Consider the following 12,570-nt stretch of genomic DNA (forward strand, 5'->3'; position numbering starts at 1 on the left):
TCAGGCGGCAGAGCGGCGCGCCACCCATTTCGGCAGGAACCCGGTACCGGAAACGGTTGCGTCGCCCTCGACCGCCAGGCCCACGGCAGCAAGCCGGTCCACGAGTTCGCCGCGATCCTGCATCGCAAGGATGTCCATTGCGCCGCCGATGTTCTCGCCGCCGATGAAGACCTGAGGGATCGTCGGCCCGCCGGTGCGGGCATTCAGGTCCTTGCGGATATCGCCACCCATACCGGTTTCATGCATCCAGGGTGTATCCAGCGCCACGACGCGCAGCGGGACACCCATCGCGCCCATGCAGTTACGAACCGCCCAGCAGAACTCGCACCATTCCAGCGCGAACATGACCAGCGGCTGATCCTTGTCGCCCAGCGCTTCTTCGACATATTCGGTCGCGCGGGCAGGGACCTCTTCGACTTCCGTCTCGACCTGCGCAGAGGCAGGGGCTGCCTGCGGCGCCGGAACACCAAAGCGGCATATCGGCGTGGAATTGGAAATCTCGCGCTCCTCGGCATTCATTTCCTGTTCGATGCCATCGAACAGCGGTGTCGACAGGTACCGTTCTCCGGTGTCCGGCAGCATGCACAGGATCCGGCTGCCCTTCGGGGCCGTTTTGGCGGCCTCTAAAGCGGCCGCAAGGGTCGCGCCAGAGGATATGCCGCAAAAGATACCTTCCTGCCGCGCCAGTTCCTGCGAAAGCCGCATTGCCTCGCCGCCGTCCACCGGCTGGATCGCGTCGGTGTATCCGGATGCCACCGCATCACAGGTCAGGGCCGGGATAAAGTCCGGCGCCCAGCCCTGCACCGGGTGCGGGCGGAATTTCGGATGGCTTTCCTTGGCGGACCGGTCGGCGTTGTAGCCTTGCGGGATACCGCTCGACAGCATCGGCGAGTTGTCCGGTTCGGCGACGATGATCTTCGTCTTCGGGCTTTCGGCGCGCAGCACCCGCGCCACGCCCTTCAGCGTCCCGCCGGTCCCGGCTCCGGTGACGAAATAGTCCAGCCCGTCCGCGCCGAAATCCTCAAGTATCTCCTGCGCCGTGGTCCGCGAATGCATATCCGCGTTCGCCTCGTTCTCGAACTGCCGCGTCCAGTACCAGCCGTGCGTCTCGGCAAGCTCGCGCACCTTTTCCACCATGCCCGTCCCCTTTTCAGAGGCGGGCGTCAGCACCACGCGTGCGCCCAGGAACCGCATCAGCTTGCGGCGCTCGACCGAAAAGCTTTCGGCCATCACGATCACCAGCGGATAGCCTTTCGCGGCGCAGACCATCGCCAGCCCGATCCCGGTATTGCCGCTGGTCGCCTCGACCACGGTCTGTCCGGGCTTCAGGCTGCCATCGGCCTCGGCGGCCTCGATAGCGGCAAGCGCCAGGCGGTCTTTCACCGATCCCAGCGGATTGAAGGATTCAACCTTGGCAAAGATCTCCACGCCCTCGGGCGCAAGGCGGTTCAGCCGTACCACGGGAGTCCGGCCGACGGTTTCAAGAATGGAATTGTAGCGTGTCATGTGTTTGCCCCTTGCGTGAACTCGTTTTGGAAAATGAACGGGCGGCTCGATGGCCGCCCGTCTGGTCAAAAGTAAGGTGTATGCGAGGTCTGGCGCGCGACCCGCGAAATATCCGACCGACTCAGCCCGATATCCTTCAGGATATCGTCCGGCAGTTTGTTCAGAGCAGCACGCGTCTGCCGCTCCATCCGGCGCTGACGGAAACGTTCCGCCAGAGACATCATCGGGTTCGCCATCGAAAAGCCGGCGGTCTTGCTTTCAAACATCGTCATGGTTCTATCCTTTGCTTAACCAAATTGATTTGCTCCGCTTCCCTGCGGAATGACTGTGTTTTGCAGGGTGCCGGTGGATGCGAGCGGGGTAGCGACCGTGGTATTTTCACTGCCGCCGGGTCAATTCGTGGAATTTTTGGCATTGGATCGGGCATCGCGCTGCAGCTCTTGTACAGCGGAGCCCTTGTTTTATTGAGGAATTGCGTCGACGCTACAAAAGAGACCGCACCGCGCGAGAGTCTGCTTTCACCCGTCCTCGTCCAGGCTTCCGTGGATCGCGAACTGATCCAGCCCCGCCGCGCGCGCCTCGATCACCCGGTAGGCTTCCCTGACCCCTGCCTCAGTAAGCTCACGCGAGACCGTCAGCACCGTATTCGCATGGTGATCCGTGCAAAGCCCGGCCATCTGTGCCAGTTCCTCCCGCGCGACCGGCAACGCGGCCGCCTCGTCCGGCGCGCCGTAAAAGGTCACGAAATGCCCGGCCAGCATGCTTTCCAGAGCCGCATACTCGTCCGGCTCGATCTGCGTGACCGCCACGAAGGTCACCCGCCCGAACGTCTCCAGCCCCATCCAGCCATTCGCGAAGGCCTGCCGTGCCTTGCCGGTAAGATCGCCTTCCGTCCAGTTAGAGAATTCGAACCCGCCGGAAATGCACCATTCCCCGGTCCGTGCCGGCGAATGAAACACGCGGCTGTCGCTCTCGTCGAAATGGATCGCGCGCGCCAGCTTCATCCCCGTTCCTCCAGCAAGTCCGTCAACGGCAGCAGAATGGTCTCGTCATTCTCGCGCATCAGCATCCCCAGCCGTTCGTCGACCCCGACGAATGTACCGTCCCGCCCGCAAACCTGCACCGGCTCTCCCATCCGATACGCCAGCCCGCTCCATTCGTCATGCACGGGCTTCATGCCGTCGTCTTCCCAGCGTCCGATCCAGACTAGCGTGTGACGCGCCCACGCCTCTACCAGAAGCTCCGGCGACACCTCCCCGCAACCCTCCGCATAAAGGGCCGTCCGGTCGCGCGCATCTCCGGGCCGCTCCGACGGATCGATCAGCGTCACCTCCAGCCCGACGATCAGCCAGTCCGGCACCGCCTCCGGCTCATCCGAAGACGCCACCATCCGTAGCCGTCCGCACAGCCCGCCATTCACACGTATCCCGCCGTCCCAGTCCAGATGCACCGCCACCTCCGGCGGGGCGAGGGCGCCTAACGCATTCTGAAATCCGATCCCGCAGACCGGCAGCATCGCCACCGCGTCGGCCAGCGGCACCTCCGGCGCGAACACCAAAGCGGCCGCCAGCGCGTCCGCCCCGATCCGGTACAGCACCAGCCCCGCGTCGCATCCCTCCGCGGCCCGCGCGCAGGCGGCCGCGAAAGGATCGGAACTCACCGCTTCCCCCTGCATCAGCGGCGGAAAGCTCAGGTCGCTCACGCAACCCCCTCCGCCACCAGCCGTGACGCCACCTCGTGAAACGCCTTCGCCTGCGGGCTGTCCGGTTTCGACACGACAATCGGTGCGCCCCCATCGGAAGCAAGCCGGATATCCAGATGCAGCGGCACCTCCGCCAGCAGCGGCACGCCTAGCTTCTCGGCCTCCGCCGCCACGCCGCCATGCCCGAACACATGCTCCTCGTGCCCGCACTGCGAACAGATATGCGTCGACATGTTCTCGATCATCCCGGTGATCGGCACGTTCAGCTGCTTGAACATGTCGATCCCCTTGCGCGCGTCCAGCAGCGCCACATCCTGCGGGGTCGAGACGATGACCGCCCCGTCCACCTGCGCCTTCTGGCTCAGGGTCATCTGCACGTCGCCGGTCCCGGGCGGCAGGTCGACGATCAGCACATCCAGCGCGCCCCACTGGACCTGCATCATCATCTGCTGCAGCGCCCCCATCAGCATCGGCCCGCGCCAGACCACCGCCTGATCGTCATTGGTCAGAAGCCCGATCGACATCAGCGTCACGCCGTGATTGCGCAGGGGCAGGATCGTTTTGCCGTCCGGGCTCGCCGGACGCCCGGAAACGCCCAGCATGCGCGGCTGGCTCGGCCCGTAGACATCCGCGTCCAGTAGCCCCACGCGCCGGCCCTGCGCCGCCAGCGCACAGGCTAGGTTCGCGGCGACGGTGGATTTACCCACGCCACCCTTGCCCGAAGCAATCGCCAGGATATGCGCCACACCGGGGATCTTCTGCGGCCCGGACGGTTCCGACCGGCGCGGTTTCAGATCCGGCGGGGCAGGGGTCGGGCTCGTCATCACGACAGAGACCTTCGATGCCCCTGCGTCGGCTAACCGCGTTTCTGCTTCCGCCTGCACTGCCTCATAGGCCTTTGCCTGCGTCGCCGCGATCTCCAGCACGAAACGCACCGCACCATCCGTCACGTCCAGCGCGCGCACCACGCCGGCCGAAACGATATCACTTCCGTCCGGCGCCTCGATCCCCTTCAGGACCTCCAGCACCGTGTCTCGCGTCAGGGTCAAGGTCAGCTCTGCCCCTTGATCGTGCCGGTCACCACGTGTTCCAGTCCCAGTTCCTCGATGGTGATCACCGCCTTCGCCTGGAATTCCTTGCCCGAGGTTCCCGCCTCGCGCATCGCTTCCTCGATGGCCTGCTGCGAGGTCACGCCGACCTGCTTCAGGAATTTCCGCATCGACATGTTGAAATCGTCACTCATCCGCTGATCCTTTCCCGAGATGATCCAAAGCTTGACGCTTTGCCGGACCCGTTCCTAACATTCCGTATGGGAGGTGTCCGGGTTGCGATTATCCTGCTGGCGGCCAGCCTTGCAGCCGGGGCCGCCGCCGACGAGCGGAACATCCGTCTCGCGGCGCCTGCCAGTCTGTCTGAAACCGGCCTTCTGAACTACATCCTGCCGCGCTTTTCCCTCAAGACCCAGGTGAAGGTCGAGGTCGTGCCGCCTGGCGAGGAGGCCGAGGCCGCGTTCGGCGACACCGGAAAGACCGTATTCGCTGGCCCCACGCAGACGTGGAAGTTCGACCTTCGCGCACCCGACAACGACGGGGCGCGCAGGTTCTCCGACTGGATCACGTCCGAAATCGGTCTCAACACGGTCACCAGTTTCGCGCCGGACGGAAAGGCGATCTTCCATGCGCCGCCAACGGTCGCCGAGGAACCCGAAATCGTCGAACTCGACAGTGATGAACAGCGTCTCGGCCTTGAAATCTCCAAGGAGCATTGCCGCCGCTGCCACGTCGTGTCCGAGGATACGCGGTTTACTTCCACCGGCTCCACGCCGTCCTTCTTCCTGCTGCGGACTTTCCCCGACTGGGAGCAGCGGTTCCTCATCTTTTATGTGCTGAACCCGCATCCCGCGTTCACCCAGATCGACGACCTGACCGAACCGTTCCCCGAGGATCGGCCGCCCAACATGGTCCCCGTCGAGATGACGCTGGAAGAGGTGGAGGCCGTCGCGGCCTATGTCGCCGGCCTGAAACCCGCCGATCTGGGCGCTCCCCTGCAGCATCAGTGATCGCGGCGCTTGCTGAGGTAATCGTCCGTGGTCCGGACGCGGGGCCGGTCGCCCATGCGGAATGGTGAGTTTTCCATGTGGTACTGGGCGTTTACCCGGCAATCATCACACATCTGGATCATCCGCGCCGCCTGTTCGTTCCGGAACATGCCATGCTTGCCGGCGAGCTTTTCAAGGATGCGCTCCACGGTAGAAGTCACCCCGAACGGCTTGCCGCACTCGATGCAGCAGAACGGCTCTTCCTCGTGCAGAACGACCTGCTCAAGGGCACTGTCGGTCAGGTTGAGCCTCGGCTCGTAGCCTATTGCATTTTCGGGACAAATCGTCTCGCAGATCCCGCATTGCAGGCAGGCATCTTCCTGGAACCGCAGCTGCGGCAGATCCGGGTTGTCGCCCAGCGCGCCGGACGGGCACAGCGACACGCAGGACAGGCACAGCGTGCAGGCATCCGTATTCACCAGAACCGCCCCGTATGGCGCACCTTCCGGCAGGGCAAACACCTCCGCCTCCGGCTGCAGGGCCCTGGCGGCGGAACGCGCAATCTGCCGGCGGCTACCCATCGGCCGCACCGGCGCGGCAATCGGGGCGGGGACTTCGACACCATACAACGCATCCGACATCGCATCCGGATCGTTTGTGTCGATCACCCGCACCGCAGCCTCGCCGCCAATGGCGACCGCCAGCCCAACCTCAAGCGCCAATGCATCGCGATCCGTCCCCGGAGACGGCACCACCGTAACCTCAGCAAACCCCGCCGCAAGCCCGGCCAGAATTTCTGCATGCCCAAAGGCGTTTACCGCGTCAACTTCAAGCGGCACCACATCCGCCGGCAGCCCACGTCCATACCGCGCCGTCAGCCGGATCATCTCCGCGCCCCAGTCGCCGACGACCAGCAACCGCGGCGCCTCTCCGCCCGCATCCAGATACCCCTTCGCGAGCGTTTGTACCCGCCGCATCACCAGGTCCACAGGTGGCGCGTCATAACTGATCGCCCCCGACGGACAGACCGCCGAACACGCCCCGCAACCCGCGCAGATCATCGGATCGACGCTGACGTGATCGCCATCCGGCGAAATCGCCCCGGTCGGACACAGATCGAGGCAGCGCGTGCACCCCGTCTGCCCCGCCCGCGAATGCGCGCAGAGCAGCGGCTCGGTCTTCACGTAAAGCGGTTTCTCGAACGTCCCCACCAGATGCGACGCCTCCAGCACCGCATCCGCCACCGCCTCCGGCCGCCCCGGATCGGCCTTCAGATACCCCTCACGCTTCTCCGGCGCCGGGAACAGCGGCGCACCACCGCGCAGGTCCAGGATGATGTCGCACTCCGACACGCCGCCATCCCTCGCCGGGCCGAACGAAAAGCCGCCGCGCCCGCCCGGCTCCACCTGCCGCAGCCCGTCGATCACGACCCGAAATCCGCCCAGCGCCCCCGTCGCTGACCGCAGCCGTCCCGCGATCACGTCAAACTCCCGCGTGTCCGGCACTTCGGACACCTCGTCTAGTAGCACCGTCACGCCCAGATAGCCCTTCAGCTTCTCCGCCGCGGCCAACGCCACGTCCTCCGCGCCCAGCACAAGGCACAGCCCCTCCGACACCACGTCCACAGACTTGGCCGCAGGCGCAGGCAGCATCGCCTCCGCCGCCAGCGCCGCCATCTTCGGCAGCGTGGGCCGCGTATCCTCCGTCCACCCCGCGCGGTCGCGCAGATCCAGGAACCTCGGCACCTCTGCGCCGATTTCCTCGCTCAAAGCCTCGAAAATCCGCTGCTCCTGACCGCAGCAAACCACGGCATTTCCAGCGGAAATCGCCTCCGCCGCGCGTCCGATCTCTTTCGTGCAAAGCGCCGTGCAGACCGGTGAAACGTCCAGCCCCGTCGCCTCTGCCAGACCGGCCGAGTCGATCTGCTGCAATCCTTCACAGTCGCAAAGAATCAATCGCTTAACCATTCTACCTCCCTGGCTCGCCCCTTCGAATAAAGGGCGGATCGGCTGGGTTGCCGCGTACCGTAGGCGCGAAAGCCGTTCGCCGTAAAGGGCAGGTTGCGAATGGAATCACTCAGTGAAACGCGCCCGCAAAAACCTGACAAAATCACTCATGATCTGCGCGGTCCAAACTGCCGCGACGGCTCTTTGTCCTTCCGTTGCATTCTGTTCCGTTTTTTCCGGCGGGCAGCGTTTTCCAAAGAATTTCCTTCCCTTACCAGTTCCCATTGAGATTAAAATTCCGGCAGGGAGGACAGACGGGTAACACATGACCGCATCTGATCGGTACCAAGCCATGCCGCTGGGCGTTGTCGTGCGCCGTTCGCCGGGGGCAACCCGATGGGCGAAATGGGCATGGACTGTGACCGGAATTCTGCCCGGTGCGGGCCCCGCCGAATGGCGCGTCCTGCGAGAAGACGATGACACCATCGACTATCACGCCACCACCGGCACGCTGGAGCTTTTCGCCGGCGAAACCGAGGCGTACCTGACGGCCATCTCCGGCCGTATCCCCAGCCTCTACGTCGTGATGCGCCGCACCGGACGCGACGATCGCCCGTTGAAACTCGTACTGGTCACCGCCTCCGCCTACGAGGCGCAGGATTACTGCGACAGCGGCGAAGAGATCGTCGAGAAGGTGCCGATGCCCGAGGGGCTGATCGCCTGGATCCGCGACTTCACCGACGCGCATCATGTCGACGAGGAATTCCGCAAGCGCCGCCGTGACCGCAAGGATACCAGCCTGGTCGAAGACGGCATCGGCGATGCCCGCATCGTGCAGACGACCGACGTCTACCGCTCGCCGCGATCCGCGCGGCAGGGACGGCTGCAATGACCGGCTTCTGGTCCGCCCGCAAAGCGGCCGTCGCGGCCGAGGCGCAGGCAGAGGTCCGCGCCGCCGAAGCCGAAGCACAGGCAGCACGAGACCGCGAGATCGAACAGCGCAGCGACGAAGATCTGCTCGATGAACTCGGCCTGCCGGACCCCGACACGCTCGGCTCCGGCGACGATATCCGCGCCTTCCTCGCCGAACATGTACCCGCCCGTCTGCGCAACCGCGCCCTGCGCAGCCTCTGGCGCAGCAATCCGGTCCTCGCCAATCTCGACGGGCTGAACGACTACGACGGCGATTTCACCGATGCCGGCGGAAGCGGCATTGTCCAGACCACCTATCGTGTCGGCAAGGGCCTGGCGCGACACGTGGAAACGCTGATGGAGGACGAAAAAGCGGGCGAACAGCCAGTTCTCGTCGCCGAAGCCGAAGACAACTCTCCGCAGGAAAGCGTTACCACCGACGCTCCTGCAGTCGCACCGGTAAAGGTCGAAGTCACCCACGACCCGAGCCCGGATTCCCCAGCCAGTCCGCCGCGGCGGATGCGTTTTTCCTTCGAGGAGGACGCCGCATGAGCCAAGGAATGACGATGAACGATGTGCCCACGGTCGCGGAGGAGGATGTGCTCCGCGCCGACCTGTATGATTTCCTGGGAGTGCTACTCGCGGCGCCGCCCAATGAGGTTTTGCTGAAACAGACCGCGGGCCTGTCCGGCAACGATACACCGCTTGGCAAATCCGTGGCCACGCTGGCCCATGTCGCGAAGGCCTCGAAACCTATGGCGGTCGAAGGCGAATTCAACAGGCTGTTCATCGGTCTGGGACGTGGCGAGCTGCTGCCATATGCAAGCTACTACCTGACCGGTTTCCTGAACGAAAAGCCGCTGGCGGCCCTGCGCAGTGATATGGCCGCGCGCGGGCTTGCCCGCTCCGACAGCGTGTTCGAGCCCGAGGATAACATCGCGTCGCTGATGGAAATGATGGGCGCAATGATCGTGGGCCGGTTCGGCGTCCCGGTCGCTCTGGCCGAACAGAAGACCTTCTACAACCGGCACATCCGGCCGTGGGCCGGCCATTTCTACGCCGACCTGGAAGGCGCGAAGAACTCGGTTTTCTACGCCGCGGTTGGTGCGGTGGGCCGTGCCTTCATCGATGTAGAGAACGAAGCATTCCGGATGAGCGCCAGCTGATCCGTACAATAAGAGGAGAGCGAAAATGACCAAGAAGGACGAAGGGCAGGGCGCCAGCCGCCGCGAATTCCTGAAGCTCGCAGGCACCACCGCCCCGGCCGCCGTTGCCGCGGTCGCCGCAGGCGCCGCGCCTGCCGAAGCGGCCGAGCCGGACCTTTCCTCCGAGCGGATGCAGGACACGCTGCACACCCGCGCCTACTACGACAGCGCCCGGTTCTGATCCGGGTAATGTGACGACGGCCACGGCATCCGGTTCGCAGTACCGGGCGCCGAAGCGAGTACCAAGCGAGCAAGCGCCCCACGGGGACAGCGAGCCAAGGGAGAGATAAATGCTTAGGAAAAAAACAAACGGGACCGCGCGCCGCCCCCGGAGAACAGGCATCCTGTCCGAAGTCGCCAATTCCTCCGTCGATCGCCGCGCCTTCCTGCGCGGCTCCGGACTGGCAATCGGTGGCCTCGCGGCTATCGGCGCGACGGGCGGAACAGTCACCAGGGCGCAGGCGCAGACCGCGCCGCAGAGCGTCTCTCTCAAGAAATCGGTCTGCACCCATTGCTCCGTCGGCTGCACTGTCATGGCCGAGGTCCAGAACGGTGTCTGGATCGGGCAGGAGCCCGGCTGGGACAGCCCCTTCAACCTCGGCTCGCACTGCGCCAAGGGTGCCTCGGTGCGCGAGCACGCCCACGGCGAACGCCGCCTGAAATACCCGATGAAGCTGGTCGGCGGCGAATGGACCCGCGTCAGCTGGGAAGAGGCGATCAACGAGATCGGCGACCAGATGCTGGCGATCCGCGAGGAAAGCGGCCCTGACAGCGTCTACTGGTTGGGTTCGGCCAAGCATTCCAACGAACAGGCTTACCTGTTCCGCAAGTTTGCGGCCTACTGGGGCACCAACAACGTCGACCACCAGGCGCGGATCTGCCACTCCACCACCGTCGCCGGGGTTGCGAACACATGGGGCTACGGCGCCATGACGAACAGCTACAACGACATCCATAACTCCAAGGCGATCTTCATCATCGGCGGCAACCCGGCAGAGGCGCATCCCGTCTCGCTGCTGCACGTGCTGCGCGCCAAGGAGCAGAACAACGCGCCGCTGATCGTCTGCGATCCGCGTTTCACCCGCACGGCAGCGCACGCCGACGAATACGTCCGCTTCCGCCCGGGTTCGGACGTGGCGCTGATCTGGGGCCTGCTCTGGCACATCTTCGAGAACGGGTGGGAGGACAAGGAATTCATCCGCACCCGCGTCTGGGGCATGGACCAGATCCGCGACGAGGTCGCGAAATGGAACCCCGAAGAGGTCGAGCGCGTGACCGGCGTGCCGGAAAGCCAGATGAACCGCGTCGCGCGGACGCTGGCGAACAACCGTCCCGGCACCGTGATCTGGTGCATGGGCGGCACCCAGCACACCAACGGCAACAACAACACCCGTGCCTACTGTGTGCTTCAGCTTGCCCTCGGCAACATGGGCACCGCCGGTGGCGGCACCAACATCTTCCGCGGCCATGACAACGTGCAGGGCGCGACCGACCTCGGCGTTCTGGCCGATACGCTGCCCGGCTACTACGGCCTCAGCGACGGGTCCTGGGCACATTGGGCCCGCGTATGGGACGAAGACCTCGACTGGCTGAAATCCCGCTTCTCCGACGCCACCTTCGACGACACGCCAATCATGAACCTGAACGGCATCCCGGTCAGCCGCTGGATCGACGGCGTTCTGGAAGACCCGGAAAACATCGACCAGCCCGCGAACACCCGCGCCATGGTCTTCTGGGGCCACGCGCCGAACTCGCAGACCCGTCTGCCCGAGATGAAGACGGCGATGGAGAAACTCGACCTCCTCGTCGTGGTCGACCCCTATCCGACGATCTCGGCGATCCTGCACGACCGCACCGACGGCGTGTACCTGCTCCCGGCCGCGACGCAGTTCGAAACCTACGGCTCCGTCACCGCCTCCAACCGCTCGCTGCAATGGCGCGAAAAGGTCGTCGAACCGCTCTTCGAGTCGCTTCCCGACCACGTCATCATGCACAAGTTCGCGACCAAGTTCGGCTTCGCCGACCGCATCTTCCGCAACATCGAGGTGAACGGCGAGGAACCGTCAGTCGAGGACCTGACCCGCGAGTTCAACCGCGGCATGTGGACCGTCGGCTATACCGGCCAGTCGCCGGAACGGCTGAAGATGCACATGGAGAACCAGCACACCTTCGACCGCACCACGCTGCGTGCGATCGGCGGCCCGGCCGATGGCGACTTCTACGGCCTGCCGTGGCCAAGCTGGGGCACGCCGGAACTCAACCACCCCGGCTCCGCCAACCTCTACGACGTCTCGCTGCCGGTGGCCGAGGGCGGCCTCGGCTTCCGCGCCCGCTACGGGGTGGAGCGGAACGGCGACAACCTGCTGGCGGAAGGCATCGCGCCGGTGGGCTCCGAGATCCAGGACGGATACCCGGAATTCACCATGCAGATGCTCATCGACCTCGGCTGGGACGGCGACCTGACCCCCTACGAGCGTCAGATGATCGAATGGGTCGCCGGCTACATCGAGGAGCGTCCTGAAACCGACACCGAAGTCGGCGAAACCTCCCAGACCGGCGAGATCCCGTCGGACTACGCGGAACAGGTCGGCGGCGTGAACTGGAAGACCGACCTCTCCGGCGGCATCCAGCGCGTCGCGATCGCCCACGGCTGCGCCCCCTACGGCAACGCCAAGGCCCGCGCCGTGGTCTGGACCTTCCCGGATCCGGTGCCGCTGCACCGCGAACCGCTCTACTCCAACCGCCGCGACCTCGTGGCCGATTACCCGACCTATGCCGACAAGAAGTTCTGGCGCGTGCCCACGATGTACGAGTCGATCCAGAAGAACGACTTCTCGGAAGAATTCCCGATCATCCTCACCTCGGGGCGGCTCGTGGAGTACGAAGGCGGCGGCGACGAGACCCGCTCGAACCCGTGGCTGGCGGAACTGCAGCAGCACATGTTCGTCGAGATCAACCCGCGCGACGCCAACGATCTGGGCGTGCGGAACGGGGCCGATGTCTGGCTCGAAGGGCCGGAAGGCGGCAAGGTGAAGGTCATGGCGATGGTGACGCCCCGCGTCGCCCCCGGCGTCGCCTTCATGCCGTTCCACTTCGGCGGCTATTACGAGGGAGAGGACCGAAGGTCCAAGTATCCCGACGGCGCCGACCCATACGTGCTCGGCGAATCCAGTAACACAGCGCAGACATACGGCTACGACTCGGTCACCCAGATGCAGGAGACCAAGGCCACCCTCTGCAAGATCATGCCGGCGTAAGGAG

General features: G+C 64.9%; 13 protein-coding genes and 1 pseudogene. 6 read left to right on the top strand and 8 right to left on the bottom strand.

Annotated features, from left to right (window positions below; genetic code table 11):
• The 7 genes and pseudogenes from HCO70_RS24805 to HCO70_RS07965 form a co-directional block, all read right to left on the bottom strand.
• The gene (locus HCO70_RS24805) at positions 1-345 is read right to left on the bottom strand and encodes a glutaredoxin domain-containing protein (protein WP_256372984.1); all 345 of its coding nucleotides are present in this window, start codon (positions 343-345) and stop codon (positions 1-3) included.
• A 135-nt stretch (positions 346-480) separates the two neighbouring features.
• Positions 481-1,506: pseudogene (cysK, locus tag HCO70_RS07940) on the bottom strand (cysteine synthase A); the annotation flags it as partial.
• A 65-nt stretch (positions 1,507-1,571) separates the two neighbouring features.
• Positions 1,572-1,778 carry a DUF1127 domain-containing protein gene (locus HCO70_RS07945; RefSeq protein WP_172294723.1) on the bottom strand — a complete coding sequence of 69 codons (207 nt, stop codon included), beginning with the start codon at positions 1,776-1,778 and terminating at the stop codon, positions 1,572-1,574.
• Positions 1,779-2,024: 246 nt separating this feature from the next.
• Complete coding sequence (locus tag HCO70_RS07950) at positions 2,025-2,510, bottom strand: DUF6505 family protein (protein WP_172294725.1); 486 nt, start codon at positions 2,508-2,510, stop codon at positions 2,025-2,027.
• Positions 2,507-3,208, bottom strand: coding sequence for a DUF4444 domain-containing protein (locus HCO70_RS07955; RefSeq protein ID WP_172294727.1), 702 nt, complete (start codon positions 3,206-3,208; stop codon positions 2,507-2,509). The genes HCO70_RS07950 and HCO70_RS07955 overlap by 4 nt, the downstream gene beginning before the upstream one ends.
• Positions 3,205-4,257, bottom strand: coding sequence for an Mrp/NBP35 family ATP-binding protein (locus HCO70_RS07960; protein ID WP_172294729.1), 1,053 nt, complete (start codon positions 4,255-4,257; stop codon positions 3,205-3,207). Before HCO70_RS07960 ends, HCO70_RS07955 begins: the two co-directional genes overlap by 4 nt.
• 2 nt (positions 4,258-4,259) lie before the next feature.
• The gene (locus HCO70_RS07965; protein ID WP_172294731.1) at positions 4,260-4,451 is read right to left on the bottom strand and encodes a DUF6494 family protein; all 192 of its coding nucleotides are present in this window, start codon (positions 4,449-4,451) and stop codon (positions 4,260-4,262) included.
• A gap of 66 nt (positions 4,452-4,517) precedes the next feature.
• On the opposite strand from HCO70_RS07965, the gene HCO70_RS07970 reads away from it, so the two are divergent.
• Positions 4,518-5,267 carry a cytochrome c gene (locus tag HCO70_RS07970; RefSeq protein WP_216665298.1) on the top strand — a complete coding sequence of 250 codons (750 nt, stop codon included), beginning with the start codon at positions 4,518-4,520 and terminating at the stop codon, positions 5,265-5,267.
• Here the strand turns inward: HCO70_RS07970 and HCO70_RS07975 are convergent.
• The gene (locus tag HCO70_RS07975; RefSeq protein WP_172294733.1) at positions 5,261-7,213 is read right to left on the bottom strand and encodes a 4Fe-4S binding protein; all 1,953 of its coding nucleotides are present in this window, start codon (positions 7,211-7,213) and stop codon (positions 5,261-5,263) included. The genes HCO70_RS07970 and HCO70_RS07975 overlap by 7 nt on opposite strands.
• A 304-nt stretch (positions 7,214-7,517) precedes the next feature.
• Between HCO70_RS07975 and HCO70_RS07980 the strand changes: the two genes are divergently transcribed.
• The 5 genes from HCO70_RS07980 to HCO70_RS08000 all read left to right on the top strand — a co-directional run bounded on the left by HCO70_RS07980 (position 7,518) and on the right by HCO70_RS08000 (position 12,566).
• Positions 7,518-8,084, top strand: coding sequence for a DUF3305 domain-containing protein (locus tag HCO70_RS07980; protein ID WP_253913138.1), 567 nt, complete (start codon positions 7,518-7,520; stop codon positions 8,082-8,084).
• On the top strand, positions 8,081-8,656 hold the full coding sequence (locus HCO70_RS07985) for a DUF3306 domain-containing protein (protein WP_172294735.1): 576 nt from the start codon (positions 8,081-8,083) through the stop codon (positions 8,654-8,656). Before HCO70_RS07980 ends, HCO70_RS07985 begins: the two co-directional genes overlap by 4 nt.
• Complete coding sequence (locus HCO70_RS07990) at positions 8,653-9,270, top strand: molecular chaperone (RefSeq protein WP_253913139.1); 618 nt, start codon at positions 8,653-8,655, stop codon at positions 9,268-9,270. Before HCO70_RS07985 ends, HCO70_RS07990 begins: the two co-directional genes overlap by 4 nt.
• Positions 9,271-9,295: 25 nt before the next feature.
• Complete coding sequence (locus HCO70_RS07995) at positions 9,296-9,490, top strand: twin-arginine translocation pathway signal protein (protein ID WP_172294737.1); 195 nt, start codon at positions 9,296-9,298, stop codon at positions 9,488-9,490.
• Positions 9,491-9,599: 109 nt separating this feature from the next.
• Positions 9,600-12,566, top strand: coding sequence for a formate dehydrogenase subunit alpha (locus HCO70_RS08000; protein ID WP_172294739.1), 2,967 nt, complete (start codon positions 9,600-9,602; stop codon positions 12,564-12,566).
• Positions 12,567-12,570 lie beyond the last annotated feature (4 nt).

The sequence above is a fragment of the Pseudoruegeria sp. HB172150 genome (genome assembly GCF_013184805.1).
Lineage (GTDB): Bacteria > Pseudomonadota > Alphaproteobacteria > Rhodobacterales > Rhodobacteraceae > Psychromarinibacter.